At 40.9% G+C, this 26,978-nt stretch carries 29 protein-coding genes; 6 read left to right on the forward strand and 23 right to left on the reverse strand.

Going from position 1 to position 26,978, the window contains the following annotated elements; translation table 11 throughout:
• Window positions 1–119 precede the first annotated feature (119 nt).
• The 5 genes from LQU94_RS06295 to LQU94_RS06315 are packed head-to-tail and all read left to right on the forward strand — an operon-like array spanning window position 120 to window position 4,476.
• Complete coding sequence (locus tag LQU94_RS06295) at window positions 120–479, forward strand: CidA/LrgA family protein (RefSeq protein WP_230696849.1); 360 nt, start codon at window positions 120–122, stop codon at window positions 477–479.
• Window positions 476–1,183, forward strand: coding sequence for an LrgB family protein (locus tag LQU94_RS06300; protein WP_230696850.1), 708 nt, complete (start codon window positions 476–478; stop codon window positions 1,181–1,183). The genes LQU94_RS06295 and LQU94_RS06300 overlap by 4 nt, the downstream gene beginning before the upstream one ends.
• A 49-nt stretch (window positions 1,184–1,232) precedes the next feature.
• Complete coding sequence (locus tag LQU94_RS06305) at window positions 1,233–2,792, forward strand: ClC family H(+)/Cl(-) exchange transporter (protein ID WP_230696851.1); 1,560 nt, start codon at window positions 1,233–1,235, stop codon at window positions 2,790–2,792.
• Complete coding sequence (locus tag LQU94_RS06310) at window positions 2,792–3,907, forward strand: ABC transporter substrate-binding protein (protein WP_230696852.1); 1,116 nt, start codon at window positions 2,792–2,794, stop codon at window positions 3,905–3,907. The genes LQU94_RS06305 and LQU94_RS06310 overlap by 1 nt, the downstream gene beginning before the upstream one ends.
• The gene (locus tag LQU94_RS06315) at window positions 3,904–4,476 is read left to right on the forward strand and encodes a hypothetical protein (RefSeq protein WP_230696853.1); all 573 of its coding nucleotides are present in this window, start codon (window positions 3,904–3,906) and stop codon (window positions 4,474–4,476) included. The genes LQU94_RS06310 and LQU94_RS06315 overlap by 4 nt, the downstream gene beginning before the upstream one ends.
• 39 nt (window positions 4,477–4,515) lie before the next feature.
• On the opposite strand, the gene LQU94_RS06320 is transcribed toward LQU94_RS06315, so the two are convergent.
• From LQU94_RS06320 to tpx, 13 genes are all read right to left on the reverse strand, one after another.
• Window positions 4,516–5,706 (reverse strand): pyridoxal phosphate-dependent aminotransferase, encoded by a 1,191-nt coding sequence (locus LQU94_RS06320; protein WP_230696854.1) that lies wholly within the window; start codon window positions 5,704–5,706, stop codon window positions 4,516–4,518.
• Window positions 5,707–5,811: 105 nt separating this feature from the next.
• Window positions 5,812–6,339 carry a serine O-acetyltransferase EpsC gene (gene epsC, locus LQU94_RS06325; RefSeq protein WP_230696956.1) on the reverse strand — a complete coding sequence of 176 codons (528 nt, stop codon included), beginning with the start codon at window positions 6,337–6,339 and terminating at the stop codon, window positions 5,812–5,814.
• A 1-nt stretch (window position 6,340) separates the two neighbouring features.
• The gene (cysK, locus tag LQU94_RS06330; protein ID WP_230696855.1) at window positions 6,341–7,243 is read right to left on the reverse strand and encodes a cysteine synthase A; all 903 of its coding nucleotides are present in this window, start codon (window positions 7,241–7,243) and stop codon (window positions 6,341–6,343) included.
• A gap of 108 nt (window positions 7,244–7,351) precedes the next feature.
• On the reverse strand, window positions 7,352–8,323 hold the full coding sequence (locus LQU94_RS06335) for an ATP-binding protein (RefSeq protein ID WP_230696856.1): 972 nt from the start codon (window positions 8,321–8,323) through the stop codon (window positions 7,352–7,354).
• A complete protein-coding gene (locus LQU94_RS06340; RefSeq protein WP_230696857.1) occupies window positions 8,320–9,345 on the reverse strand; it encodes a DnaD domain-containing protein in 1,026 nt (341 codons plus the stop codon). Before LQU94_RS06340 ends, LQU94_RS06335 begins: the two co-directional genes overlap by 4 nt.
• A complete protein-coding gene (locus LQU94_RS06345; protein ID WP_230696858.1) occupies window positions 9,335–9,880 on the reverse strand; it encodes a GNAT family N-acetyltransferase in 546 nt (181 codons plus the stop codon). Before LQU94_RS06345 ends, LQU94_RS06340 begins: the two co-directional genes overlap by 11 nt.
• 191 nt (window positions 9,881–10,071) lie before the next feature.
• Window positions 10,072–11,427, reverse strand: coding sequence for a branched-chain amino acid transport system II carrier protein (gene brnQ / locus LQU94_RS06350; protein WP_230696859.1), 1,356 nt, complete (start codon window positions 11,425–11,427; stop codon window positions 10,072–10,074).
• Window positions 11,428–12,630: 1,203 nt separating this feature from the next.
• Window positions 12,631–13,137, reverse strand: coding sequence for a GNAT family N-acetyltransferase (locus LQU94_RS06355; RefSeq protein ID WP_230696860.1), 507 nt, complete (start codon window positions 13,135–13,137; stop codon window positions 12,631–12,633).
• A 4-nt stretch (window positions 13,138–13,141) separates the two neighbouring features.
• Window positions 13,142–13,567 carry a hypothetical protein gene (locus LQU94_RS06360; RefSeq protein WP_230696861.1) on the reverse strand — a complete coding sequence of 142 codons (426 nt, stop codon included), beginning with the start codon at window positions 13,565–13,567 and terminating at the stop codon, window positions 13,142–13,144.
• Window positions 13,568–13,576: 9 nt separating this feature from the next.
• A complete protein-coding gene (locus LQU94_RS06365) occupies window positions 13,577–14,344 on the reverse strand; it encodes an NADPH-dependent oxidoreductase (RefSeq protein ID WP_230696862.1) in 768 nt (255 codons plus the stop codon).
• Window positions 14,345–14,448: 104 nt separating this feature from the next.
• Window positions 14,449–14,637, reverse strand: a complete 189-nt coding sequence (locus LQU94_RS06370; RefSeq protein ID WP_230696863.1) for a DUF3787 domain-containing protein — start codon at window positions 14,635–14,637, stop codon at window positions 14,449–14,451.
• A gap of 184 nt (window positions 14,638–14,821) precedes the next feature.
• Window positions 14,822–15,301, reverse strand: coding sequence for a 23S rRNA (pseudouridine(1915)-N(3))-methyltransferase RlmH (rlmH, locus tag LQU94_RS06375; RefSeq protein ID WP_230696864.1), 480 nt, complete (start codon window positions 15,299–15,301; stop codon window positions 14,822–14,824).
• Between the two features lies 1 nt (window position 15,302).
• Window positions 15,303–15,806 (reverse strand): thiol peroxidase, encoded by a 504-nt coding sequence (gene tpx, locus LQU94_RS06380; protein WP_230696865.1) that lies wholly within the window; start codon window positions 15,804–15,806, stop codon window positions 15,303–15,305.
• A 190-nt stretch (window positions 15,807–15,996) separates the two neighbouring features.
• On the opposite strand from tpx, the gene LQU94_RS06385 reads away from it, so the two are divergent.
• On the forward strand, window positions 15,997–17,187 hold the full coding sequence (locus LQU94_RS06385; protein ID WP_230696957.1) for a carboxylate--amine ligase: 1,191 nt from the start codon (window positions 15,997–15,999) through the stop codon (window positions 17,185–17,187).
• Between the two features lie 34 nt (window positions 17,188–17,221).
• Here LQU94_RS06385 and LQU94_RS06390 read toward each other — a convergent pair whose 3' ends face one another.
• The 10 genes from LQU94_RS06390 to LQU94_RS06435 form a co-directional block, all read right to left on the reverse strand.
• Window positions 17,222–17,554: a hypothetical protein gene (locus LQU94_RS06390; protein WP_230696866.1), complete on the reverse strand. Its 333-nt coding sequence runs from the start codon at window positions 17,552–17,554 to the stop codon at window positions 17,222–17,224.
• A complete protein-coding gene (locus tag LQU94_RS06395; RefSeq protein ID WP_230696867.1) occupies window positions 17,554–18,051 on the reverse strand; it encodes a GNAT family N-acetyltransferase in 498 nt (165 codons plus the stop codon). The genes LQU94_RS06390 and LQU94_RS06395 overlap by 1 nt, the downstream gene beginning before the upstream one ends.
• A gap of 14 nt (window positions 18,052–18,065) precedes the next feature.
• Entirely contained in the window at window positions 18,066–19,001 is a 936-nt protein-coding gene (locus LQU94_RS06400) for a hypothetical protein (RefSeq protein WP_230696868.1), read from the reverse strand.
• A gap of 88 nt (window positions 19,002–19,089) precedes the next feature.
• Window positions 19,090–19,992 carry a DMT family transporter gene (locus LQU94_RS06405; protein ID WP_230696869.1) on the reverse strand — a complete coding sequence of 301 codons (903 nt, stop codon included), beginning with the start codon at window positions 19,990–19,992 and terminating at the stop codon, window positions 19,090–19,092.
• A gap of 11 nt (window positions 19,993–20,003) precedes the next feature.
• Window positions 20,004–20,768 carry a 5'/3'-nucleotidase SurE gene (surE, locus tag LQU94_RS06410; protein ID WP_230696870.1) on the reverse strand — a complete coding sequence of 255 codons (765 nt, stop codon included), beginning with the start codon at window positions 20,766–20,768 and terminating at the stop codon, window positions 20,004–20,006.
• Window positions 20,769–20,777: 9 nt separating this feature from the next.
• Complete coding sequence (locus LQU94_RS06415; RefSeq protein WP_230696871.1) at window positions 20,778–21,566, reverse strand: MBL fold metallo-hydrolase; 789 nt, start codon at window positions 21,564–21,566, stop codon at window positions 20,778–20,780.
• Window positions 21,567–22,956: 1,390 nt separating this feature from the next.
• Complete coding sequence (locus LQU94_RS06420; RefSeq protein ID WP_255702414.1) at window positions 22,957–23,814, reverse strand: class C sortase; 858 nt, start codon at window positions 23,812–23,814, stop codon at window positions 22,957–22,959.
• A complete protein-coding gene (locus LQU94_RS06425; protein ID WP_230696872.1) occupies window positions 23,789–24,670 on the reverse strand; it encodes a class C sortase in 882 nt (293 codons plus the stop codon). The genes LQU94_RS06420 and LQU94_RS06425 overlap by 26 nt, the downstream gene beginning before the upstream one ends.
• Window positions 24,651–25,631 (reverse strand): class C sortase, encoded by a 981-nt coding sequence (locus LQU94_RS06430; RefSeq protein ID WP_230696873.1) that lies wholly within the window; start codon window positions 25,629–25,631, stop codon window positions 24,651–24,653. Before LQU94_RS06430 ends, LQU94_RS06425 begins: the two co-directional genes overlap by 20 nt.
• Window positions 25,632–25,673: 42 nt before the next feature.
• Window positions 25,674–26,966: a collagen binding domain-containing protein gene (locus LQU94_RS06435; protein WP_230696874.1), complete on the reverse strand. Its 1,293-nt coding sequence runs from the start codon at window positions 26,964–26,966 to the stop codon at window positions 25,674–25,676.
• Between the last annotated feature and the right edge of the window lie 12 nt (window positions 26,967–26,978).

The raw sequence follows: 26,978 nt of genomic DNA on the forward strand, positions 1-26,978 counted from the left end.
TTATCACTTTATTGCGCTAAACTATATATAATCATAACGGATTCTTCTTTCTTTGTAAAGGGGTTTTTTCTTTTTTTTCTCTTTTTATTATGATACCATTTATTATAGAGAGGTGTTTTATGAAAGCGACAAAAGGATTTTTTATTTTTTTATTCTTATTATATATTGGAAATTTACTTTCCATTGCTTTACCCATCCCCATTCCTGGCTCTGTTTACGGAATGGTCATTTTATTGCTCGTTTTATCTTTTCGATGGATTTCCATGGAACAAATTGAGGATATTACCGAAATTTTATTAACTCATATGCCGATTCTTTTTCTTCCTGGGGCAGCAAATATCATCATTATTTATACAGATATTAAGGGAGAAATCTTAAAATTGGTTATAATTACTACAGTGAGCACCGTCCTAGTTATGGTTTCCACCGGTTGGACGGTACAAAAGATGATTCAATGGCAGGAGGCGAGAAAACAATGAACGAAATTATAACAACCTGGCTAAATTCCCCTATTTTTGGTGTTCTTTTAACCATAGCCATGTTTTTCTTAAGTACAAAAATAGCGAAGAGAATCAACAATCCCCTCCTTCCCAACTTGCTAATTGCCGTAATTCTTGTGGTATGCTTCCTTGTGTTTACGGGAATTTCTGTTGAAACGTATCAATTGGGAGGCGATTGGATTACATTTTTACTCGGCCCTCTTACCATTGCTTTGGCCGTTCCTTTGTATCGCCAATTGGACGTATTAAAAAAACACTTTATTCCTATTTTGGTTGGGATTATCGTAGGTGCTTTTGTGGCGACAATCTCTGGTATCGGCTTGGGCATTTTGTTGGATTTGGATCCAAAAATTATCGCAAGCATTGCGCCAAAAAGTACAACAGCAGCCATCGCCATGGATATTACCAATACTTATAAAGGGAGCGTTGCTCTTACTTTGGCTCTTGTTACCTTAGCTGGAATTTTTGGCTACGCTACGGGACCTAGTATTTTGAAATTTTTCAAAATCACAGACGAAACCGCCAAGGGAGTTGCCTTAGGTACAGCCTCTCATGCCATGGGTACCATGCGCGCTTTTGAATCCAGCGAAGAAGAAGGAGCCATGGGTTCTCTTTCTATCGCCTTGGCTGGAATTGTAACAACTTTTGTTCTACCTATTGTTTTTGCATTATTTTCTATGTAAAGAAAGGCTTCGGTCTTTCTTTTCTATTTATTTATAGAAGGAGTTTTCCATGAAATATTTACAAGACGTTCTTCCTTTGGATGAACTACAGAACAGTCGAGCTCGGCTAAAAGCAAGGCTCATTGTCTATGGTTTGGTCGTGGGATTCATTAGTGGATTGTTTGCTGTGGCCTACCGTTTTGCTTTAAGTAATATTGACAATTTTCGAGATGCCCTATTTACTCAAAAGGAGGGAAAAAGCATTCTTCTCCTCTTGGGAATTATGGCAATCTCCAGTCTAATCCTTTCCCTATTCTTAAAATGGGCACCCTATAGTGGCGGTTCTGGAATTCCTCAAATTCATGCCGAACTTTTGGATCGCATTTCCATGGATTCCGTTCCTACCTTGGTTTCCAAATTCTTTGGAGGCTGCTTGTCGGCCCTTGGCGGCCTGGCCCTTGGGCGAGAGGGCCCATCCATTCAATTGGGAGGAATTTCTGCCAAACTCCTTAGTGAGATCAAAGGATCTACCATATTGGAAAAACGATACTTAATTAGTGCCGGAGCCTCTGCCGGTTTGGCTGCTGCTTTTAATGCTCCCATTGCCGGGGTCCTTTTTTCTTTAGAGGAAATGTACAAGAGCTTTTCCCATTATTTATTGATTCCTTGTATTCTTTCTTCTGTTACAGCCAACTTTATTAGTTTTCAACTGTTAGGAATGGAGCCCGCCTTTTCCTTCCCTATGCTTCGAATGTTGCCCACTCGTTATATTTGGATTGTGATTCTTTTGGGCATCGCCGGGGGAGTTGTTGGAACCATTTTTAACGCCGGACTCTTAAAAACGCAAAAATTTATGAACGAATTGCCTCTTCCAAAATACGCTATTATTTTTATCGCCTTTTTAATGGCCCTTGCCATCGGTTTATGGAACCCTGAACTATTAGGTGGAGGCCATCATTTGGTTGAAGATCTTGCCATGAATGGCTTTCCCGTAAAAAGCATTTTGATTTTCTTCCTGATTCGAATGGTCTTCGTTTGGGTCAGCTACGGAACAGGCGCCCAAGGAGGAATCTTTCTTCCCGTTTTGGTTCTTGGAGCTTTGGTTGGTTCTTTGTTTCACATTGGCTTTTCCAATGTTTTACACGGAGAATTCTACCCTAACTTTTTGTATTTAGGAATGGCCGCTGTTCTAACCTCTGTGGTGCAAGCTCCCCTTCTTTCCATTCTATTGATTTCAGAAATGAGTGGAACGATGATGCAGATGATGTCTGTAACAGCCGTCGCCTTTGTTTCTTATTTGGTTTCTCAAGCTTTAGGATCTCATCCCATCTATGAATCCCTCTATGACAATCTTGTATCTGGATTGGAAGAAGAGGAAGAAGAAGAAAACTCAGAAGAATCTTCGCTATCCATTCAACATTTTCTTGTTCCAGGAGATGCCAGCTATGTCGGGAAACCTCTAGGCAAATTAAATTGGAAAAAAAGTCCTCTCATCCTATCCATTGTTCGAGAAGGAGAAGAATTTATCCCCAATGGAAAAACCAAATTATTAGGGGGAGACGACCTTCTCGTAGTTCTTGAAACAGAAGATATGGAAGATTTAACTGCATGGTTTGAAGGAAATTTATAATGAAAAAAATTCTCTATTTATTTCTCCTATCCCTTTTTTTGATAGGATGTCAAAAAAATATACCTAACGATGACCAAATTACCATTGGTATCTTTGAGCCCATTTCTGGACAATATCAAGAAAGTGGAAAAGAAATTGTAAAGGGCATTCGCCTAGCACAAAAAGAGCGTCAATATATTTTAGGAAAAAAAGTAAAATTGGAACTTTTTGACACCAAAAGCTTAGAATATGAAACCGCCAATGGCGTTAGTTTCTTAGCAGGAAGTGCCCACGCTCAGGGACTTATTGGCACCTATGGAGTAGAGAGTATGTCCAATGCTTTGCCTGTTATAGAAGCGGCCAAAATTCCCACAGTCGCCTCTGCCTCTACCTATTCCAAAATCAATTCCAGTCAATGGGCCGTTAGCCTTGCTCCAAACGATTATTACCAAGCCACAGCCATGGCCCAATTTGCCGAAGACGTTTTGCAATTGAAAAATATTGCCATTGTTTTTGACGAAGAATTATTACATGGAGAAATGCTTTCTTATACTTTTGCCAATCAGCTTTCGAAAAATGTAAAAACGACCTCCATTCATTATCACACGGGAGATACGACTTTTCGTTCTCAAATGGCCCGGTTAAGAAAACTTTCCATTGACGGAATCTATTGTCCTGGCGATTCCATTACAAGCGCTTCTTTGATTCAAGAAATTCGAAAGGAATTCCCCTATATCTCCATTATGGGCGGAGACCGTTGGGAAAATCCTTCCTTCTACGCTATTGGAAAAGAGGATGTAGATGGCGTTTATTTTACCGCTCCCTTTACAAAGGATCGTTTAACAACCTCTCGTGCCGTGGATTTTGTGAACCGGTACCAAAAAGAATACGGAACCGCCCCCAACAGTTACGCGGCCCTAGGCTACGACAGTTATTACCTATTAGCCGAAGCCTTCGAAAAAGCAGAATCTACAGATCCACACAAAGTCCAATACCATTTACAAAAAATTCGTGGAATGGAGGGAGCTATCGGTCGGATGGATCCTGGAAATCAAGACCAAATTAAATCCATAAATATTTTACAACAACAGAAGAAATCGGCTATTTTAATAAAAACCGTTGAGGTGATCAATTGAAACCATTAAGAATCAAAGAAATTTTATTTTCCGTCGTCCTCTTTGCCTTGCTCTGTTTTCTTTCCCTAGAATATCCCGACAAGATTCGGCCCCTCCTTCCCGGCGTTGCCTTACTCTTTGCCTTGGGGATTGTGAATATCTTAGCCCAAAATATCCACAAAAATCTTGGCTGGGGAGTCGGAATCTTTTCCCTCCTTCTCTATCCCTTGACCTTTGACTTCTTTCATCTCCTACCAAAGGGAGGATATTATACGGGATGGTTTCTCTTTTTCTTCCTCCTTTATTTTTCCAAACTTCTACAACTTTTTTATGAAGCCCTCTACGGCCTCACCACAAAAAAACTAGGAAAAATCGCCCTTTCTCTTCTGATTTCCCTTGTTTTTGCCTTTGGAATCTATGGGCTAAATCTCGATAAAGCAGCCTTCTTTTCTCATTGGCAAACCATTGATTTCACAGGAATCCAAACGCGAATCCAAAATCCCATTTGGGATAAAATTCTTTTGTTTTTTACTGTCCACTGGATTTTACAATGGATTGTCCTCTATAAAGAAAAAATTTTTAGCAAATAAAAAAAGACCTAGGGTTTCCTAGGTCTTCTTATTTTGCGATTATCTAGCGTTGTAAGCTTTCAAACCTTCATCTAAGATATGCATTGCTTTTTTCAATGATTCGCAGTTTAATACGAAAGCAATACGTACTTGAGATTTATAATCTTCTGAATGTTCATAGAATCCAGCCGCTGGAGCCATCATTAAAGTTTCTCCATCTACCTCAAATTCTTCCAATAACCATTTGCAGAAATCGTCAGCGTCTTCTACTGGAAGATCTGCAATAGAGTAGAATGCTCCGGCAGTTTTTGAAGTAGTTACGCCTTCAATGTTTGTTAATAATTCATAGATGCAATCTCTGCGTTTTTGATATTCTTCGTTTACATCTTTGAAATATTGTTCGTCCATACGATAAAGAGCTTCTGCTCCAACCATTTCCAATGTTGGCACAGCCAAACGGCCTGTTGCCAATTTTGCAACGGCTGCAATTAAATCTTTATTGCGGCTTGCTACACAACCAATACGTGCTCCACAAGCAGAATATCTCTTAGAAATAGAGTCTAAGATTACCATACGATCATCGATACCTTCTACAGAACCGAAGCTAATGTAATCTGCACCGTCAAAGATGAATTCACGATATACTTCATCGGCTAAAATGTATAAATCGTGTTTTTTCGCAATGTCAGCGATCATATAAACTTCTTCTTTTGTATAAACGGCACCGGTTGGGTTTCCTGGGTTAGAAAGAAGGATACAACGAGTCTTGTCAGTGATTTTTGATTCGATTACTTCTCTTTCAGGTAAGTGGAAATCATTTTCTACTACTGTTGGGAAAGTAACGATATTTGTTCCTGTTTCGTTAAAGTATGTGAAATAGTTTGCGTAATATGGTTCGCAAGTCAATACTTCATCGCCTGGATCTGTGATGGCCAATAATACAAATAACAATGCTTCAGAACCACCAGCAGTTACAATAATATCTTCAGCTTCTAAAGGAATATTTTTGGATTTGTAATAATCCGCCATAGCTTCCAATAGACCTTGAGTACCTGGAGTTGGTGCATAACCCAAAACATCCATATCTAAATTGTTGATGGCATCAAAGAATTCTTGTGGAGTTTCCACATCTGGTGCACCAATGTTTAGATGATAAACTTTTTTTCCTGCAGCCTTAGCAGCATTTGCATAAGGAGTCAATTTACGAATCGCACTATATGGCAATTCATTAATACGATTTGACAATTTCATAGCTATCGCCTCACTTTCTTTACTTCATTATATTCCAACGTAGTTAAAGAAACAAGGGGAATTCCCTTTCCTACGAAAATATACCCACGACATTATACTGTATACTTATCCTCTCTCTTTTTGCCTTATATTCACAGCGGGAATCCCAACAGCGGTATAGTTACTAGGGACATCTTTTAGGACAACAGCGTTTGCCCCCACCTTGGCATAATCTCCTACAATAATCGGCCCTAAAAGTTTAGAACCCGTCCCCAAAAGAACATGGTTGCCTATGGTTGGATGGCGTTTTTTCCCTTTTTCATTTCCGGTTCCCCCAAGGGTTACCCCGTGATACATGGTTACATAGTCGCCTACAATGGCCGTTTCTCCAATCACCACTCCCATCCCATGGTCAATGAATAAATACTTCCCAATTTGAGCACCTGGATGGATTTCTATTCCCGTACGTTTTCTCGCTTTTTGGCTAATCCAACGGGCAAGGGTTCGGTTTCCTCTTTTATAAAAATAATGGGAAATTTTATGAGAAAACAAAGCCCTTGTCACAGGATACATAAACATCGCCTCAAATAGACTATGGCAGGCGGGGTCCACTTTCAAAATATATTTTCCGTATGAAACAAACTCTTTTATCATCTTATTCCGCAAATAACTCCGTACTTAAATAGCGTTCCCCCGTATCTGGAAGAACCGTTACAACAACAGAATCTTCTCCTAATTCTTCGGCAATTTTATAAGCCATATAAGCGTTAGAGCCGCTAGAAATTCCCGCTAAAACGCCCGCATTTTTCGAAAGTTCTCTCGCTCCTTGGAAAGCTTCTTCCGTAGCAATGGTATAAACCTTATCCAAAATCTCTTGGTCCAATACCCCTGGAACAAAATTGGCCCCAATTCCTTGGATTTTGTGTCCTCCCGCTTTTCCTTCCGTTAACAGAGGACTATCCTTTGGTTCAATTCCAAAAACTTTTATCTCTGGATTTTTCTCTTTTAAGAAACGGCCCACACCCGTTACCGTTCCCCCTGTTCCAATTCCAGCAACAAAAGCCGTAACTTCTGGAAGATCTTTATAAATTTCAGGGCCTGTTGTTTCATAATGAGCCAAGGCGTTGGCTGGATTTTCAAATTGAGACACTAAGAAATATCCCTTTTCCTCCACCAATTCATTGGCCTTATCTACAGCCGCTTGCATTCCGCCTTCTCCCGTTAAAATCAATTCCGCTCCATAAGCGCGCATCAATTGCTTTCTTTCTTCGCTCATAGACCCGGGCATTACAATCACAACATTCAGTCCCAAAGCACGACCAATCATAGAAAGGGCAATTCCCGTATTTCCACTAGTTGCCTCTACAATGGTATCACCTTCTTTTAACAAGCCCTTCTCTTGGGCATCACGAATCATATACAAAGCCGCACGATCCTTTACCGATCCTCCTGGATTTCTCGATTCAATTTTGGCAAAAACACGGCCCGCTCCCTCTTTTCTAGGTAGCTCAATCAATGGTGTATGGCCAACAACTTGTACAATATTTTTATATTTCATTAAAAACTTCCTTTCTTATTTTAATTCAGAGTAACTTACTCTGATTATACCCCTTTTTCTCCTTCCTTACAAAAAAAAGACCATGAATCCATGGTCTTGCTATATTTTTTATCGCTCCCAACGTAAATCGGGCCCATAAAAATGTACGGGAACAAATTTATCGAAAATACGAGAAAAAATTCGATCCGTATAGGTCTTAGAAATATCCGATGGAGATAAATTGGTAGAAATCAAAGTTTTCTTTCCTGAAATCAAACGAGAATTGACAATATTAAAAATCTGAGAATTGGTAAAATTATTGGCCATTTCCGTTCCCAAATCATCAATCACCAATAAATCCGCCTCTAACAAAAGTTCATATTTTAATTTCAGTTCTTCGCTTCCATCGTTTCGAAATTTTCTTTGTTCCAAAATATCCACCAGAGAAAAGGCCGTTTGATAGACAACAATATAATTTCGTTCCAAAAGTTCCCCGGCAATGGCGTTGGACAAAAAAGTTTTTCCCTGTCCCGTAGAACCGTAAAACAATAAATTCATATCGTTTGGCTCTGGGAAAGTCTCCAAAAAGGCGTCCACCACCTCTAAAATATCATTCATATTTTCCCAAGGGGTTTTCTCATAATCCTCAAAAGGAATTTTTGAAAACACATCCATTTGAAACGTGCTGAAATTTTGTCTTTCAATCATTCGTTCTACATTGCTCATTTTATAAAGATGGTGGGTTAACTCTTTTTTATAACATTGACAACGTCCGCCGTCCTCTAAGGTTCCCGTATCTTTACACAAATCACATTGATGGATTTCATCCAAATAATCTCTTCTATACCCAGAAGAAACCAGCAATCCCTCTTTCATGGCCTTGCCCTCTTGGATGGACTCCATAATTTCTGAAGCCTCTTCCTTGTCGCCCCCTAAACTGGCACGGGCCGCCCCAAAGCCCAAAGAGCGAATTTCCTTATCAATTTCTCGGATTTCGGGAATTTTCTCATAAATCTCCTCTACCCGTTTTCTATGAAGTTTTTCGTTTTCGTCCCTTCGTCTTTCCAAAGTTTTTTCGATTTCTAGATAAATTGAACTCATGAACGATTCCCTTCTCTATTTTTCTGAAAATTCTCCCATTTTTTCTTCGCCATATCGTCCAAAGATTCCTTACTGTAACGGGAAGTTCGAGAATCCTGAATGTTTCTCTGCGTCCCTCTTTCCCGTTGAGGTTTCACATCCTTTTCCACATCGGCCAAAGTAAAGATTTCCTTACTCTTCCAAGAAAGCAAAATCTTCTCCATATAATTCCAATTGGGATTTTTGCTCTTACTGGTACGCTTCGCCGCCTCTTCTAACATTTCCATGGAAAAACCCCAAGACTTATGCCAAGAATCCACTCGCAAAGCATCCTCTTCAATATATCCCTTATGGCCAATTCCCATACACTGCATCAAACGATTGTAGCGATAATAGACATCGTCTCGGCGACGGAAATTTTCTTCCAAAGCCTCCGGCGTCCGCACATTTTCATCCGCCCAATTTCGGACAATTCCTTCAATATAGGCCAAAGAACGCTTCCCCTTAGACTCCGTACCATAACGAAAAGCCTCAATAATCAAACGAGGAGGCATATTGTAAAGCTCGATCCACTCCCCAATTTTTTGTTTCTGTTGGTAAGGCAAATCCCTACGCATATAATAAGACGCTTGAGAAAATAAATTGGCAATTTCTGGATTGTCCAAAGAACGATAAAATTTCTCCCCCTTGGACTCCCCGCCATACATTCTAGAATACACATTTTTTGTATAGAGCTCCTTCAAATTCAAAAAACGCACCCCAAAATCGTCCGTTTCTGAATCGAAAATTTTCTCAATAATTCCCTCTTCTTCCCAATAATCCCAAGCACGGATTACATCGCTTTCCAAAATTCCCAAACGCTGGGCAATGGCATCATGAGAAAGATGAACCGCTTCGTTTACTCCTTGTTTGGCCAATTGATACGCTATTAAGTAGACCTTAACAAAATCCCCATTGGCCTGGGGCATATAATCATTCAAAAAAATATTTTCAATGGACGTATCTCCAAAATCCATCTCCAATTTTTCTAGTTCATATCTCAATCCGCTCACTCCATCTATCTTTTGACAATCGCATTTGAATCACTTCCACAAAACGGGGGCGCTCCTCTTCAAGAACTACACCGTCTATTACCAAAGGAACTACCGCACGAACTCGGTGACGCCCTACCGTCTGAAAACCCAATTTTTTATATATATGTATCCCTAATTGATTCCAAGGCAAAACTTCCAAATCCACCCGATTGAGATGCATCTTATAAAAAGCATAATTCATCAACCAAGTAATCGCTTCGGTTCCCAACCCCTGATTCATATGATTTTTATCCAAAATAATTCCCAAGGTTCCACGACGAGCTATTTTTTTAATATCCTTTAGTCCCATATAACCAATGGCCAAACCATCCAATAAAATGGCAAAATACACATCCATCTTACCTCCCGTTTTCCACCGATACCAATCCTCTAGGGTCGATTCCTTTTCCTCGAAATTATAGATTTTTAACAAAGGATCCTCGTGAACACCCCATTGGAGAAAATCCCTCACATGATGCAATTGTAATCGTTCCACTTGAATCATAAAGAATCCCTCCTATCTTATCTATTATAGCATAGGGGATCCCTTTGATTGAAAAAGGAAAAGAAAAAGTAACAGAAAAAACTCTTCCTATTTTCGTTTTTCTTTCTTTTCAAAAAAATATATCCGTCAGGGAAATCCCCAACGGATATATAGAACCTTTTATTTTTTGCTTTATTTGTTTTCTTATTTTATTAGTCTTCTAATGCTTCTGGGCTAGAATTGAAATCTGATAATGTACCAGGGATAAACGCCCCGATAATGGTACCTACAAGAGCAGGTACTACCCAGTTTAATCCAAATGATGCCAATGGAAGAGAGTGAACCCAACCAAGAGCTTCAACATTAAATGGAGCTCCATTTAATACAGTCAATGCACTAATAACAAATGCTGCCAAAGCGCCCAATCTATAAGCCCATACTCTTGGGAACATATTATAGAAGAAAGCGGCAATCATTAGGTAAATCAATGCAGGGTATACCAATGTTAAAATTGGTGCTGCGATACTAATGATTTGAGCAAGTCCTAAGTTAGAAACAAAAGCAGAGAATATACAAATTACTGCAACGAATTTTTCATAAGAAATTTTGTTGTGTGTGAATTTTGAGAATATATCTCCTGCTGCAGATGTTAAACCGATAGCAGTTGTCAAACAAGCTAACAATACACAGATACCGATTAAGATTACGCCGACTCTACCTAACAAGTGATTTACGATATTAATTACCAAACCAGCTTGGTCAATGTTTTGAGAAGCAACGTCTGCTTTCCAAATAGTACCAGTAGTTGCACCTAGATAAGCCAATCCACCGTATACGATGAACAATAAGATCAATGCAACGATTGCAGCCTTACCTGTTTGTGTATTGGATTCTTTCCCTTTTGCATACCCTTTTTCATAAATAGAAGCAATGATAATTCCTGCAAACAATACAGAAGCCATAGCATCCATTGTTTGGTATCCAGAAGCGATACCTTCTTTGATAGCTCCGTCAATTAGTCCCGCTTGAACTTCTCCACCTGGGTTCATAATTCCCACTGCGATCAATACTAGTAATATAACAACTAGTGCAGGTGTTAATACTTTCCCTACGATATCAACTACCGCAGATGGACGAACCGCTAAGAAAAATACGATTATAAAATAGATTACTGAGAATATAGCTAGAGCCATAGTATTTGCTGGATCTATTCCAAATACAGGAACTACACCTAGTGAAAATGTTACAGTCGCTGTTCTAGGAATCGCAAGTCCAGGTCCGATACAGATAACAATTGCTAAAATTAATATTGACCCTAACGTTTTTCCGATTGGAGCTGTCATTCCTCTATATTTACCATGGAATCTCATGATACAGAATACACCCAAAACAGCCAAACCAGCATCGGCAATGAAAAAGCCCATGAAACTAGAGAACCAGTCAAAACCAGTTTTTACACCTAACTCAGGTGGAAAGATTAGGTTCCCTGCTCCAAAGAACATGGCGAATAACGCAAGACCTACGAATAGAAAATCCGTGGATTTTTTTGTTACTTTGTTTTCTCCCATAATTTTACCTCTCTACTTTCTTTACCTTTTGAATTTCTTCAAATTCTGTACTTCTTTCGTCTTACTCAACCTTCTCTGTGTCAAGAAGAGTTAAATTTTGGACTCATTGCAATATTTCCATGAAATCTAAATATAAACCGATATTTATACTATCTCTCATAAATGGAAACAAAGCCATCAAACAAATAAAGCTCTCTTCCTATTTTTCATCAAAGGTTCTTTTTAAGAAATATAATTGCTCACCCTTACACCAACACGCTGGTGTCAATGTTCTTACACAAATCCAATCGCTTAAGACTACCAGAAAATACAGTTATTTATAAAAACAAAGACAAAAAACCTCTGTTTTTATCGACCATCCCCTCCACGGTTCTCTCTATCCAGCACAATGGCGAATAAAAATCTCGCAAACAGAATTTAGACGGTATAGGGGTCTTTTCGAAACGATTTGGAAATCGTTTTACTTATGACGACGCACCCGTCCTATTTTATCTGCTTCGTAAAGGGATTTCTTCTATTATAGCTACATACCAATTATATTTCCACATATTTCTGCAGCTTCTAGAGAAGGTAATACAAGAAAAATCTTTGCATCCATTACAATATCTCGTTTTGTAATAAAAACTTTTGTAATTTTCGGAATATTTCCAAACCATATCGGGACGAAATGAAACATTTCTTTATCATAACGTTTTCTTTTATCTCATCTAAAATGTTAAGAATTCTATGTAAATATGTTTTTATAAGCTTTCGTCCTAGGAGTCCAGGTTTTAAGACCATCTCTCCTTTGGTTTTTTATTCCTCTTTCTCTTGGTAAAACTTTCTCTCCCCATAAAAGAAACTCCAAATCAAAACTGCAATCTACCTAGTTGTCATTTAACTTGCCTTTATGACCTTATCTAGGGCTACCACTTTTGATCATATTCTTTAATGAAATCAATATCTTATACTTCTTACACAAACATTTTATAATTTTTTCTTCTATTTTGCAAGGTATTTTAACAGGATTTCCATCTTTCTTCCCTAGGAACTCCGCCGTCTTACATCCCCAGAATTCCTAGAATTCTTTTGATCTTTCGCCTTTTTCTTACCAATTTTATCCATAAATTTTTCCAAATCCTCTAAATTTTTCCACAACAAAAAAATCGACAGAAAAGATTTATACCTTTCTATCGATCCTTTTAGGAGAAATCCTTCCCTCCATTATTTTTTCATCAAATGTTCCTTATAAGACGCTTTCCGCAGATCGTACTCCTCTTTCAATAGGGAAAAAATCCACTGATTGGCAAATTCTCCCTCCTTGGTATCGCTACGACGCAAAATCCCCTCATGGACCATTCCCGCCGAACGATAAAGAGAAATCCCTACAGAATTGTGCTCATAGACATCCAGCCAAAGCCGTTGGGCCCCAAAATTTTCAAACCCATCGGCAAAAGCCAAATAAAGCGCCCTCCGTCCCAAACCTTTAGAACGCTGACTCACCGCCACACGACGCAATTCATAAACTTTATTCTTCGGATCAAAAACCCCCAACAAAAATCCCACAGGGAACCCGTCCCACTCAAAAATTCCCAACGTATAATTTTCATCGTAAATTTGATGCAAATGTTCCTCTCGGGAATTGTAGGAAATATAGGGCGTATAATCTGGATCCGCCTCTAAAGATTGGATAAAATCAATATCTTCCTCTAACGCTTTTCGTAATTTCATATCTCTATAATTTGGGACGATAATTCGCCACCAAAATATCCTCCACCGATTTCACAAAACCATAGAACGCCTCAGAAGTCATCGGTTCCTTTACCAAAAATTCCCCTTCTTCATCCTCAAATCCCATGGAAACAAAAATATCTCGATCCTCTACAATCGAAGCACGGAAATACAAACGTTGGTCCGTAAAACTTCCATTAAAATCCGATTGTTCTCCTTCTAAAATCCGCATTAAATTATCGTAGACATTTTCCAACTCCGAAAAACGCAACAAATTCTCCTCCACAACGCGAGAATCGGCACCATCTACCATAATAATTTCCGTTTCCAACCAATCCGTATCATAAGGCATTCCCGCCCCCCATCCTGGGGGATATTCATACCCATTTACACGCCACTGAATTTCCTGACTTCCCTCTTTTACTCTCATAATTCCCTCTTACTCACTTTTCAAATTCAAATCAAATCCCTGTTTGCGAATCGAATTTACCACTTCCGTACGCTCAGGAATCACACCTTCCAAACGAGCCACTACCTGTTTTGAGAAACAATCCACACGATTGTTTGCATCTCGCAAATCGTAATACGTTTCCATTTCCTTATCGTAATCCGCAATCAATTCCAAATAATTATCGTAAGTTTCATAACGATCCTCAAAAACCTTCAACTTCATTGGCATCCTTGGTTTCATTTGAGGTTCTTGATTAGGTACACCAAAACCAAGGCCCACAATTGGGAATGTCAACTCTGGCAATTCCAAAATTTCAATGACTTTGTCCACATTGTTTTGAACCGACCCAAAATATACAGCCCCCATTCCCAAAGCTTCCACCGCATTGGTCACATTTTGTGCCGCCAAAGATCCATCTACATATCCTTGGAAGAAACGATCCATATCCCGTTCGGAATCCAAATGAACCCCTTGCTCTCTAGCAATGCGGCTATTGCGATAGGCATCCACAATAAAAATCCAAAGCTCCGTCGCACGAGCCACATACTCTTGCCCACAAACTTCCGCAATGGCTTTTCTCTGGGCCTCGTCCTTTACTCGAACAATACTATAGGACTGCATTCCCGTAGACGTCGCCGTATGGTTGGCCACTTCCAAAAGAAGATTTACCGTTTCCTCGTCCACTCTTTCCTCTGTAAACTCACGAATCGTACGATGACGTAAAGGCACTTTCAACAAATCTCTTTTTTCTGTCATATCTATATCCTTTCTACTCCATAATTCCGGCTATTTCTAAGAATATAATACCCAAAAATTTCCAATTAAAAAGAGGACAGAAAAACTGTCCCCTAAAATCAAACTTATCTTTGGTTTTCTTTAATCCATTCCGCTGCATCTTCCACAGCATCTTCCGTAGGAATTTCTACTCCCGTTTCAGGATCTTTTCCTTCGATTCTACCATAAAGATCAGACGCTGGCGTTTTTTCGTGTTTCGCTTCGTTTTCTTGTTCTCTACGATCTTCTGCCGCTTTTTCTCTCTTATCAGTCATTTCATAACCTCTTTTCTTAAACAACGGTTTTCACCATATAATATAAGTAATTCTACACAAAAAACCAAAGGTTCCTTGCCTAAAATGTAATTACCCACAAGAGCTCCTCTCAAACAAAAAATAAGAAAAAAAGGAAAAATAGCATACAAAAAAACAGACGGGTTTTCCCATCTGTTTTCTTTTTTTATTTGTGATAGCTATGGCCGTGTTCAATTCGGCACGCTCGATACAACTGTTCCATTAAAATCAACCGCATCAGTTGATGAGGAAACGTCATATCAGAAAAAGAAATATTTTGATTTCCTCGTTTTTTTACGGTGTCGCTAAGTCCAAAGGAGCCACCAATTACAATGTCTACATTGGACACGCCTTCCATGGCCCGTTGAAACAAAAAGGCCGAAAACTCTTCCGAATCCATTTTCTTTCCTTCAATGGCCAAATTAATCACGTAATCTCGCTCTCCGATTTTATTGAGAATTCGCTCCCCTTCCTTCGCCAATACCATCTCTTTCTCTGCTTCCGATAGATTGTCTCCAGCCGGTTCGTCCTTTAACTCAATGATTTCCACAGGCAAATAGGATTGCATCCGCTTTTCGTATTCGGCAATTCCCTGTTTGAAAAACTTCTCCTTAATTTTCCCTATGGCGATGATTCGAATTTTCATCTTATACTAATTTTTTTGCTTCTTCCAAGGCTTTGTCATAATCTGGGTGATCGGTTACTTCTTTTACGTATTCCACGTATTTCACTTCGTCGTCTTTGCCTACAATAACAATACCGCGAGTCAATAGACGCAATTCTTCAATTAAGAAACCATATTTTTTACCAAAGTCTAAATCTTTGTGATCGCTTACGATTTCTGCATTTTCAATTCCTTCTGCTGCGCCAAAACGAGCTTGTGCAAAAGGAAGGTCGTTAGAAATCGTTACAATATGAACGTTTTCGCCCAACTCTGTTGCCATTTCGTTAAAGTTCTTTGTTTGGATTGCGCAAACTCCAGTGTCCACAGATGGAACCACAGAAAAAATGCGTACCTTTCCGTTTAAGTCTGCGGAGTCAAACACAGACAAGTCGTTTTTTAACGCTTTGAATTCTGGGGCTTTCGCTCCTACTTTAATTTCTTCTCCTACTACTGTAATTGGATCTCCGCCAAATGTAATTCCGTTCATTTATTTGTCCTCCTTAAAATTTGAAAATATCTTTATTCTAACTGTTTACATATATATCCCACATCCTTAAATTAAAACAAAGGAGAGAAAAATTCATAGGATTTTTATATTTTTCTCCTGGAGTTCATGAAATCTTGTCTTATATCGTGTATGATAAGAGTAGAATGATTTTGGAGTGATAATTGTGGAAATGATGAAAAATAAAGCCGTTGTACTTGGTACAAATTATTATATAGGTTTATCCATTGTTCGAAATTTAGGCCGTAACGACATTCACGTTGTTACCATGGACTATGAGCCTTCCAAATACGGCGTAAGTCGCTACGTAGAAGAAGCTCTTTTGGTGCCTCACTACGAAAAAGAAGAGGCGGCGCTGGTCCAATATATGGTAGATTTTGCCAAAGAACAAGAGGCAAAACCCGTTCTTTTTCTAAGTTCGGATCCCTACGTCCATTTTTTGGACCGAAATTTTGATTTGTTAAAGGAATTCTACCTTTTCCCCATGGAACAAAAGGGGCTTTTGTCTGATTTAATGGACAAGGAAACGCTTTTGAAATTTACCGAGGAATACAACATTCCTACGCCAGAAATTATCGATATTCACGAGGAAAATTTTTACGAACGAGTGTTAGACGAAATCGGCTTTCCTTGTTTAATCAAACCACGAGATAGCGCGGAATTTGTACGAAAATTTCGAGAAAAAGCCTTCCGCATTAGAAACGAGGAGGAATTAAAGGCAAAACTCGCCCTATTGGGAGATTCTGACGACGTCTTTATTCAACGAATTATCCCTGGCCCCGAGTCCAATTGTTATAGTGCCGATTGCTATTACGGACCCGATTCCGCCCTAATGGGTTTTGTTACCACGGAAAAAATTCGCCAATGGCCCAATAATTTTGGCGCCAGTACCTACGCGAAACAAAAATGGATCCCAGAACTCATCCCCTTAGTTCACAAATTGTTCCAAGGAATCCAATACCGAGGATTCGCCGAAGTGGAATTGAAACGAGATGAATTTACCAATGTGGTCTATTTAATCGAAATCAACGTTCGCTTTATTAACTTTACAGAAATGCTCTGTGCTTTGGGCTTCAATACTCCTCTTGTGTATTATAGGGATTCCATTGGAGAGCCCATTCCAAAAAAATACGTCAATTACGACACCAACGTCCATTGGAAATACAAATACGAAGACATCTCAGCCATTTTCGGCTATTTGAATTCCGGTCAAATGAGTCTAATGCGAATTCTTGTAGACTATAAATTCCGGAAAGTTTCTTCCACTTGGGCGTGGGACGATCCCGGCCCTGGCCTTAGTTTTACCAGCCACGCCATAAAAAAAGCAGGGGCAAAGCTCCTAAAGAAAATCAAACGCAAATAAAAAAGCACCCTACTAAAGTAGGGTGTTTTTCTTCCTATTTTTCATTAAGTAAAGGAATAAAATTCATCACTTGGGTTTCGTATGGATGCACACGATCTACAATACGGCGAACTTCTTCCTTATCTTCGGCACGAATGCGAAATTCCATCTTGATCTCCTCTTTGGAACTCACAACGCCAATTTCTCCATCAAATGGATTGGCCCCTTCCAAAGGACGCCAATGGCCAATAGAAGACATTGTTGAAAAAGAATAATCGTAATTTCCCTCTAATAAAATTCCATTTTCATTCAATTCATTGGCCAATTCCACAACATATTCTTCCGGGATATAAATTTCTACTTTAATGTATTCCAAAGTCCATTCCATTAGAATTCACTCTCCTCTGCCATTTCCTCTAAGCGCTCTCCATCAATTCGATACACGGTCCACTCATCCATGGGAACGGCACCAATGGATTTATAAAATTCAATCGATGGCGTATTCCAATCCAAACACCACCATTCAAAACGGCGGGCATCTTTTTCCACGGCAATGGCTGCCAACTTTTTCAAAAGGCCATAACCATATCCCTTTCCACGGTATTCTTCTTTTACAAACAAATCTTCTAAATACAGCCCTGGGCGACCGGTAAAAGTAGAGAAATTAAAGAAATACAAAGCAAACCCAACAGGAACACCCTCTTCTTCTCCAATAATTACCTGAGAATATTTTTCTTCAAAAATAGACTTTCTCAAAGTCTCTTCATTGCACTCTACCAATTCCTCCATTTTCTCATAACGAGCCAAGTCACGAATAAATTGGTAGATCAAAGGAATGTCTTTTTCTGTCGCTTGTCGAATTTGAAACTTTTTTGTCTCGGTCATCTTTATTTTATCTCCTATTCTATTGTATCTTCCTCAGAATGATCTTCTCTCTCTTCTTCCCACAAAATTCTTTGCTCTTCCTCTTCCAAACGACGCAAATCTTGTTCCATTTCTTCCTCATTGGTAAGTTCTGGATCAAAAACATTTTTTTCCATCAATTCTCTAAAAATATCAATTTGTGGAATATACATAATCATTCCCACAAGAGATGTAATAAGAGTTCCAATCGCCCCTATAACCATAGTCCCCATGGTAGGTTCGCTTCCCATAGCCGAATAACCGCCAAAAGCTGTGCCTCCAACAAAAAACATCGTCATTACAAAACCAATAACAGCACTTAAAGCCACCATTATAATTCCATAAACAATCAATCGACCAAATACCATGGTCTTATGACCCTTCATTTTACGCCAAGTTTCTTTCATAATGGCAATCGGTCCAATGAGATTTTCCTCTTGGGCTTTGGCAATAAAAACACCAATCGGATAAAATCCCATAGAAATAATAATTCCTGGAACAATCAAAAGAAGCAATCCCAAACCCGTTACAATAGAAACCAAAATTCCAACCACCAAAGTCAAAACAAAATGGCGATTAAAGAAATAAAAATAATCAATCAATTGAAGGTCTGTGTCGTATTTTATTTTGCGATAAATGGCCAAAGAAATCCCATATCCCAAAAACAAAGAGAACACTCCTGTAATGGCATTTAATACCAAAATCAACAATCCATGGAGAGAAAGATCCAAACTAGGAATCATATCCGCTCCCTCTAAACCGCTTAAAGCAGCCCCATTGTTAGGATCCGTTAAGGCAGGATTTTGAATAATTAAATTTCCCAAAGAAAATCCCGCCAGTTCAACAAAAACCCCCATTACAGCAAGAATTAAAGTTATGATTAACAACTGGGGAAACATCTCTTTGAAAATTTGACTCGTTGACTTATACATAAGGCCTCCTTTATTCTTATAAAAACAGTAGACAATAGTCAGTATTATTTATTCTATTATATCATTTTTTATAATAATTCCATATAATCTATGCCACTTTATTATTACGATTTGGTTTCAAAAGCTTAGACCCAAACTGTGCCACCATAATGCCCAAAAATACCAAACTACAACCAATCACTTTTTGCAAAGTAAAAGATTCTCCCACAATGAAATAAGCCGCCAAAGCACCAAATAAAGATTCCGTACTAATAATCAAAGCCGTCTTCGATGGACGAGCATATTGTTGAGAAAAATTTTGAATCCCGTAGGCCACAGAAGTATTCAACAAAGTCAAATACAACAGTCCCAAAATAACCGGAAGAGTCGGCGCCTGCGTAAACACGCTGCCCCCTTTAACAAAGGCCAATCCCAAGGCCACAAACCCGGAAGTGTAAAGTTGCACAATGGTAAACCCAATGGGAGAAGAAACAGTCCCCGCATGATAATCCACCCGCAACATTTGAATCGCAAAAAGCAACGCATAAATAAAAGTCAGAATGTCCCCAAAATTAATGGTAAATCCATCCTTTAAGCTTAAAAAGCCCACGCCAACAAAAGCCAAAAGAGAAGCCGACAACATAATATTTCCCGGATATCTCTTATAAACCAACCAATAGAGAAGAGGCACCGTAACCACATAGGTCACAATAATAAAACTCTGTTGGGCCGGCGTCGTATATTGAAGGCCAATCATCTGAAAAGCCGTACCCACTCCCAAAAGCAAACCAACCTCTATACCAGCTTTTATTGTTTTCTTATCTAAAGCACGAAAGTCTTTCGGGAAAATCATCGCCAAAAGCGTCGACCCGACAAAAAATCGAATCACCATAATCCAGTAAGGGTCCATCCCCTCTAGGGTAACCTTTCCCGCCACAAAGGTTCCACCCCAAATCATAGCCAACACAAATAGCAATCCCTCCGCAAGGAGAGTTTTTTTATGATTTTCCACGATCGCAAATCCTACCTTTCTTCAACCCAAGAACCCACGCGACGGATCAAATCACGATTGTTCATATCATAAATCAACGGAGTCAACGTAGCATATCCATCATCCAAATACGCACGGTCCGTTCCCTCTAAATTCTCAGGACGGTTTCTTCCCTTTAGAACCAAACTTCTTTGACCATCCACTTCTTCCTCATAATAATAATCATAAACCGGACCGCCAATTTCAGCCACCTTCACGCCCTTAATTTCCTCATAATCCAAATAAGGCACATTAATATTCAAAACCATTATTGGCGTATCCTTTTGCAACCACTCATCCTTTACCTTATTGCAAATTTCCAAAGCAATGCGAGCCGCCGTATCAAAACGAGCCGTGCCATTCACCCATTTCGAAGAAACCGCAACCGAAGGAATCGAAAACACATTGGCCTCAATGGCAGCACTTACAGTCCCTGAATAAATAATGTCCATTCCCGCATTGTATCCCAAATTGATTCCCGAAAAAACCACATCCGGTTTCTCCTCCAAAATCTTATCCAAAGCCGCACGAACACAATCCGCTGGCGTACCAGACACACTATAAGCCTTGGAACGAACGCCCTCCAACTCCACATCTTTCACAATCAAAGGACGATGGATCGTAATCGCATGGCTTTGCCCAGAATGTTCCTCCTCTGGCGCCACAATAATCACCTCATGATTCTTCTCCAACTCCATCGCCAAAGTACGAATCCCCGGAGCAAAAACACCATCATCATTGGTCAACAAAATTTTCATCCAAACCTCCTAAATTTCAATCACATTAGAATTCATCTTCGGTTTCGCAACCTCTAAAATAAAATCAATTCCCTCATGGAATTTTCGTTTCTCCAAATATTCACGAGCCGTACGAGAAGCAATAATCGGCATATTATTCTCCCCAGACAAATGAGCCAAAACAACATGTTCCCCTTTTCGACTCAAAAGCTGACCCAAAATTTCCGCCGCATGATCATTGGACAAATGGCCCCGATTCGACGCAATCCGATCCTTCAAACGACGAGGATACGGCCCATTCTGCAACATCTGAAGATCATGGTTCGACTCCAAATAATACAAATCGCTCCCACTCATCTTCTCCAACATCTTCGAATTCACCCAGCCCGTATCCGTCAAAAGAGAAATCCTCTTCTCCTGGTTTTCAACAACAAATCCCGTCCCCTCCACACAATCGTGAAAAATCGACATAGGATAAATCGCCAAATCCTTATAGAAAAAAGCCTCTCCATTCACAAAACAATTCTGCTTACTCGTCTCAATCTGTTTCACCGTATTCTCCATGGCCAACCACGTATTTCCATTGGCAAAAACATCCAAATGGTAACGGCGCGCCAAAATACCAACGCCCTTAATATGATCCGAATGTTCATGGGTAACAAAAATCGCATCCAAAGAATGAGGATCCACACCAATCTCTTTCAAATTGGTCTCAATCGCCTTACCACTAAGGCCCGCATCCACTAAAATCCGCGCATTCTCCGTTTCTATATATTGACAGTTTCCACTACTGCCACTAGTAATCGAGCAAAATTTCATAAATCTCCTCCACTCTCTATTATAACAAAGAATAAGCAATTAAAAAGGAAAAGGGTGGAAAAAAAGGAAAATGATAATGTTTATCTTACATTTTTTTAACAAAAGAACACAAAAAGAGGATTTCCTCGGAATAACAAACGCTCCAACCACTTTATTTCCACGGAGTCCTCCCTTTTATGTCATTTCGAGGGAGCGAAGCGATTCGAGAAATCTCACCGGGGTCCACGCAAACCTGGGGGAAAGCCCTTGGGAATGAGAACGTAAGACCCCTGTCAGATTTCTCCACTACAAAATCCCTGGCGGAATTTTTCCGGTCGAAATGACGTAACTATCAGAGGATAATACAACTGTATGAACCCGCCCTCCGCGAATCCATACAATGCTTTTTCGCCAGAAAAAGCCACCGATAGAAAAGCGTTAGGGTAACAAGGGTGGGGGTCCTAGGGGAGGGACATAGGGCGAATCGCAACGCCCTTGTCCCTGCCCCTAGAAAGCAAAGCACAAAAGAATGAGAAAGTTTGCGGAATTCACGAAGAAAGGAAGAATCAAAAATATCCCTTTTTCCTCCACGGAGCACCATCCCAACCACGTCATTTCCAGGGAACACCCTCCCTTTTATGTCATTTCGACTAAGAAAAAACGTCAGTTTTTTCGCACGGAGAAATCTCACCGGGGTGGGCGTACACCTGGGGGAAGTCCCTTGGAACGACAAACGTAAGAGGCATGTGAGATTTCTCCGCTACAAAATCCCTAACGGAATTTTTCCGGTCGAAATGACGTAAGTGGATAAGGGAAAAAGAGGTTTTGTTGATTCCTAGGTAACCGAAAACTTCATATACTTTCTTATTTCTTTATTTCTTTACCCGGGGAGGGCGAAGGGAGTTGCGATTCTCCCTCATGCCCTCCCCGGGACCCCTCCCTTACACCCTCAAAACGCGCTGAATGTACGCTTTTCTACGAAAAGCATTCTATGGATTCATGACGGATTGATTCTTCTGTTGGGGAAAGAAAGAGAGAGTTACGGCCCACCCGACCTTTCTTGTTTTCTGAGGGAGCACCCCCCCCTACCACGTCATTTCGACTAAGAAAAAACGTCAGTTTTTTCGCACGGAGAAATCTCACCAGGGTGGGCGTACACCTGGGGGAAGGCCCTTGGAACGACAAACGTAAGAGGCATGTGAGATTTCTCCGCTACAAAATCCCTAACGGAATTTTTCCGGTCGAAATGACGTAATGGGAAAAATCCTTCCGTGCTTACTCGGTCGAAATGGCGTAAGTGGGGAAAATCCTTCCGTACTTCCTCGCTCGAAATGACGTAAACGGGGAACCCCCTCCCTCCTCCCCCACACACAAAAAAAGACGAAGGACACACGTCCCTCGCCTCTTCTCTCTATCCACGCAAATATTTCGCGAAACGCCACAACACAAAAAGCAACAAAGCCCAACCAAGAGCCGTAACAATATACACCCCATAAGTTGTCCATGTCACAATCCGATTCGGCGCCCGATCCACAACCGAAACATTTCCCGCCTCATCCGAAACCACCGGCGTATCCAACACCCGTTCCGCATGAACCAACAAACGCAAAGGCCTTGGTGCCCGACGAGGATGACAAGTCAACAACGTCAAAATATCCTTGCCCTCCACCGGCATCAAAGTCTCCCACTGAGCCGGACGAATAACCTCCTCCGTCGTAACCGAATAGGTCAACGTCTCGCCCTTGCGATCAATATAAATCCGATCGCCCGTTTCCAATTCCTCCAAATGAAGGAACATCACATCATTGTACCAACCACGATGGCCCGCAATCACCGAACGCGTACCCACGCCGCCAACAGGCAAACTCGTCCCATCAATCTGGGCAACGCCCTTAGCCAAATTCCGAGCCGAAGCCCCTAAATAAATCGGCTTCTCAATCTCCAACGCCGGAATTCGAAGAAAAGCAAACACGCCATTCTCATCCACAGAAACATCCGTCTCCGGCTCGTAATCCTCCGCCAAGAAAGGATCCACCGCATCCGGCTCTCCCTCCTGCAAACGCTGCTGATACGCAGCAATCTCCGCCTCTTGGGCCGCTTCCTCTTCCTGAGTCTGAGCCTGCGCATTTTTCATAAACTCCTTATACGCAAGCCCCGAACTCCACTGATTCCAACTCATTCCCGTAAAAGCAAACAAAGGAATCCCAATACCAAGAAGGATCAACAAATATCCCAAGGTACGCTTAATCGTCTTTGGTTTCTTTTTCATAAGATTTCACCTTCTTCGTAACCTTTCGCTCTTCCTTAAACTGATATCCAGCAATCGTCGATAACAACAAAACAATAAACAAAGCAATCTTCAAATAATCCAACCAATCCATGTTTGGCAACAAATTGGTCAACTTCGACTCATCCACAGGAGGCGTATAAGGAATCCGATGCCCCCGAACCAACAACCGATGAGAATTGATCATATAAGGCGTACACGTCAAAAGCGTCGCATAATCCTCGCCCTCCACAACCAAAACCGGCTCAAAATTCGTCGGCTCCACCGTCAAAATTTGATCCACCTCATAAGCCAACACCGTCTCAATATTGTGAATGTAAAACACATCCCCCTCATGAAGACGATCCAACTGACGGAACAACTTCTTCGTCGGCAAACCACGATGGGCCGTAATCACCGTATGAGTACTATTGCCCCCAATCGGCAAACTCGTACCCTCCAAATGGCCCGCACCCTTCTGCAAAATGCTCTCCGACGTTCCCGCATAAATGGGAATATCCTCATTCATCTTAGGAATCTCAACATGCCCAATCTTCTCCTGAATCTCAAGCATACGAGCATACTCCGCCCGGCCACGCTCCTCCAACTCCGTATAGGGATCCGAAAGACGAGAAGGATCCAAGGTCTCATTATACGCCCGAGCCAAAGCCATACGCTCCGCAATTAGCGCCGGATCCATCTCCACACGCTCCCCCTCAAAAGAAGCAATCTCACGGCTCGCCTCCACACGATAATACCACTGAGAAAACATCGGATACATCATAATCAAAAAGCCCATCAGAAAAAGAAGGCCAAACCCAAAAGACTGTCTCCTCTTCTTATTCTTCTTTTTCTTCATTGGATTTCTCCTCTACTATAGGAACTTCTTTCCCGGCCTTCGCCTGGGTCAACTCCTGTTCCTGCTTCTTCATCTCCTTCAATTCCCATTCCATCTTCTTCCGTTTTTTTCGCAAATAATAAATAACAATCAACAACAAAAGAATCAAAGCCAACGAAATAAAGAATAAATATTTATACATAAAGCTAGCCGCATTCTCAGCAATCAACGCCTCATCCACCGCAGGAATATATTCCACCTGATGCCCACGCACCAACAAACGATGGGTATTCACCATCAAAGGCGTACAAGTCAAAAGCGTCACATAATCATGCCCCGGAACAATTAACAAATCGCTAAAATCCGTCGGCTCAATCACCTTAATTTGGTCCACCTGATAGGCAAGGATACCGCCCACATTGTGAACGTAAAACTTATCCCCGATTTCCATCTTCTCCAAATCCGTAAACAACTTCGCCGTCGGCAAACCCGAATGAGCCGTCAAAACCGCATGAGTACTATTGCCCCCAATCGGCAAACTCGTACCCTCCAAATGGCCAACACCCTTTTGAAGGACCTCCTCCGCCGTACCCGCATAAATCGGAAGCTTCTCATTAATCTTCGGAATCTCAACAACCCCAATCTTCTCGTGAACCTCAAGCATACGAGCATACTCCGCCCGACCCTGAGCCAAACGATTCTCAGCATAAGGATCCTCCGAAACCACATTATTCAAAGAATCATTATACGCCCGAGCCAAAGCCAAACGCTCCTCAATCTCCTCCGGAGAAAGCTCCGCAACACCCTGCTCAAAGCTCGCAACCTGCTCATTGGCCTCCACACGATAATACCAACGAGAAAACTGAGGATAGAGAAGGACAAGCAGACCCAACAAGAAAATGAGCCCCAAAAGGAATTGCTTCCTCCGCTTCTTTCTACTTTTCTTCTTTTTCTTCTTCTTTTTTTTCGTTTCGTCTGTCATGTCTCTTCCCCTCAAAAAAGGGTCTCTTACGAGACCCCCTTATCACTCGGCATCAGAAGAATCCTCTTCCTTCACCAATTTACAGCCAATACCAGATAAGACAACACCGGCACCTACCATAACATAAAGCAAAATATCCCCCGTTTTAGGAATGGCAATACGCTTAGAAGTGCCACCATTATTTGGCGTTCTAGTAGTTGTTGTCGTTCCACCGCCGCCACCTCCGCCACCGGAGTATGTGCCGTCTTTCTTATTCTCAATGAAGCTCACCTTCTCCTCTTTGGAAGAAGCCGTAACCTCAAAGGCAACTGGACTAGATAAAATTTCATAACCCTCTGGAGCCTTAACTTCCCATAAATAATACACTCCAAAAGGCAAATTGTCTACGGAAAACTTTCCTTGCTCATCAGAAGTCAACGTATAGTCTCTTCCCTCACGTTGAATGGCTATATATTTCCCTTCATCGTTTTTCTGGGCCACCTTAAAAACAGCAGCAGCCAAAGGCGTCTTGTTGGCGTCATTGGCATGTTTCACAAAATGGAAACCACCCGTCTCTCCAGGAATCTTATCATTGATTACCTTCAAGAAACGAAGGCGCCCCGGCTCAATCACAAAAGAATGATCCTTCTGGCGAATAGAATACCCATCCAAAGGCGCCACCTCACGGAACAAATAATTCCCCGGAGGCAACTTCGTAATCTGAATCAAACCACTGGCATCCGTATACAAAATGTCGGTCTTTCCCTTCTCATCATACACGTTTCCAGACAAAGGAACAAGAACTTCTTTTCCCTCATCAATTCGATACAATTGGAACCCAACGCCCTGCAAAGGACGATTCTCGTTGTCAACCTTCGTCAACTGAACCCCCGACGATGTCTTCTTCGGTTGAAAAACAACCTCGCCACCCGGCTGAAGCACCGCCACAAAAGGCAAAAACTCACCCATTCCGCCATCTTCCGTCTGCATGCGAACATAATAGCGACCCGGAGCCAAATCCGAAAAAACCGTCTTACCCTCTGCATCCGTCGGTTCAGAAACCCTAGGTTCCCCATACTCTTTCGTCAAATTCTCTTTCGATTGAACATACAAAGACTGAGCCAACTTCAAAATTTCCTCGCTGGAGCTCTTCGTATACTCCTCATCAATCGCCCATAACAAAAAACGATATCCTTCATAGCTACTACCCGATTCTCCCTCTGTAGGAGCTACATCAATGGTCAAGCGCTGGCCCCCCTGCCCAAAGACAAGAGCGCCTTGCATAACCACCGTTAGAACGAACAGGAAGGCCACCAACGGGGCTATTCTATGGAATTTTGTTTTCTTGTTTTGCATCCTTCAATACCC

The sequence above is a fragment of the Peptoniphilus sp. KCTC 25270 genome, assembly GCF_021012875.1.
Taxonomy (GTDB): Bacteria; Bacillota; Clostridia; order Tissierellales; family Peptoniphilaceae; genus JAJMZJ01.

What these genes read in the sequence shown, in the direction of transcription:
- LQU94_RS06310 (WP_230696852.1), top strand. Translation starts at nt 2,792, where the DNA reads ATGAAAAAAATTCTCTATTTATTTCTCCTATCCCTTTTTTTGATAGGA.
- LQU94_RS06390 (WP_230696866.1), bottom strand. Translation starts at nt 17,554, where the DNA reads ATGGAATGGACTTTGGAATACATTAAAGTAGAAATTTATATCCCGGAA.
- LQU94_RS06320 (WP_230696854.1), bottom strand. Translation starts at nt 5,706, where the DNA reads ATGAAATTGTCAAATCGTATTAATGAATTGCCATATAGTGCGATTCGT.
- LQU94_RS06370 (WP_230696863.1), bottom strand. Translation starts at nt 14,637, where the DNA reads ATGACTGATAAGAGAGAAAAAGCGGCAGAAGATCGTAGAGAACAAGAA.
- LQU94_RS06345 (WP_230696858.1), bottom strand. Translation starts at nt 9,880, where the DNA reads ATGATTCAAGTGGAACGATTACAATTGCATCATGTGAGGGATTTTCTC.
- LQU94_RS06295 (WP_230696849.1), top strand. Translation starts at nt 120, where the DNA reads ATGAAAGCGACAAAAGGATTTTTTATTTTTTTATTCTTATTATATATT.
- LQU94_RS06420 (WP_255702414.1), bottom strand. Translation starts at nt 23,814, where the DNA reads ATGAAAAAGAAACCAAAGACGATTAAGCGTACCTTGGGATATTTGTTG.
- LQU94_RS06415 (WP_230696871.1), bottom strand. Translation starts at nt 21,566, where the DNA reads ATGAAATTTTGCTCGATTACTAGTGGCAGTAGTGGAAACTGTCAATAT.
- LQU94_RS06400 (WP_230696868.1), bottom strand. Translation starts at nt 19,001, where the DNA reads ATGTATAAGTCAACGAGTCAAATTTTCAAAGAGATGTTTCCCCAGTTG.
- epsC (WP_230696956.1), bottom strand. Translation starts at nt 6,339, where the DNA reads ATGATAAAAGAGTTTGTTTCATACGGAAAATATATTTTGAAAGTGGAC.
- LQU94_RS06335 (WP_230696856.1), bottom strand. Translation starts at nt 8,323, where the DNA reads ATGAGTTCAATTTATCTAGAAATCGAAAAAACTTTGGAAAGACGAAGG.
- LQU94_RS06360 (WP_230696861.1), bottom strand. Translation starts at nt 13,567, where the DNA reads ATGAGAGTAAAAGAGGGAAGTCAGGAAATTCAGTGGCGTGTAAATGGG.
- tpx (WP_230696865.1), bottom strand. Translation starts at nt 15,806, where the DNA reads ATGAACGGAATTACATTTGGCGGAGATCCAATTACAGTAGTAGGAGAA.
- LQU94_RS06425 (WP_230696872.1), bottom strand. Translation starts at nt 24,670, where the DNA reads ATGAAGAAAAAGAAGAATAAGAAGAGGAGACAGTCTTTTGGGTTTGGC.
- LQU94_RS06300 (WP_230696850.1), top strand. Translation starts at nt 476, where the DNA reads ATGAACGAAATTATAACAACCTGGCTAAATTCCCCTATTTTTGGTGTT.
- LQU94_RS06305 (WP_230696851.1), top strand. Translation starts at nt 1,233, where the DNA reads ATGAAATATTTACAAGACGTTCTTCCTTTGGATGAACTACAGAACAGT.
- LQU94_RS06435 (WP_230696874.1), bottom strand. Translation starts at nt 26,966, where the DNA reads ATGCAAAACAAGAAAACAAAATTCCATAGAATAGCCCCGTTGGTGGCC.
- LQU94_RS06355 (WP_230696860.1), bottom strand. Translation starts at nt 13,137, where the DNA reads ATGAAATTACGAAAAGCGTTAGAGGAAGATATTGATTTTATCCAATCT.
- LQU94_RS06365 (WP_230696862.1), bottom strand. Translation starts at nt 14,344, where the DNA reads ATGACAGAAAAAAGAGATTTGTTGAAAGTGCCTTTACGTCATCGTACG.
- cysK (WP_230696855.1), bottom strand. Translation starts at nt 7,243, where the DNA reads ATGAAATATAAAAATATTGTACAAGTTGTTGGCCATACACCATTGATT.
- LQU94_RS06385 (WP_230696957.1), top strand. Translation starts at nt 15,997, where the DNA reads ATGATGAAAAATAAAGCCGTTGTACTTGGTACAAATTATTATATAGGT.
- rlmH (WP_230696864.1), bottom strand. Translation starts at nt 15,301, where the DNA reads ATGAAAATTCGAATCATCGCCATAGGGAAAATTAAGGAGAAGTTTTTC.
- surE (WP_230696870.1), bottom strand. Translation starts at nt 20,768, where the DNA reads ATGAAAATTTTGTTGACCAATGATGATGGTGTTTTTGCTCCGGGGATT.
- LQU94_RS06395 (WP_230696867.1), bottom strand. Translation starts at nt 18,051, where the DNA reads ATGACCGAGACAAAAAAGTTTCAAATTCGACAAGCGACAGAAAAAGAC.
- brnQ (WP_230696859.1), bottom strand. Translation starts at nt 11,427, where the DNA reads ATGGGAGAAAACAAAGTAACAAAAAAATCCACGGATTTTCTATTCGTA.
- LQU94_RS06430 (WP_230696873.1), bottom strand. Translation starts at nt 25,631, where the DNA reads ATGACAGACGAAACGAAAAAAAAGAAGAAGAAAAAGAAGAAAAGTAGA.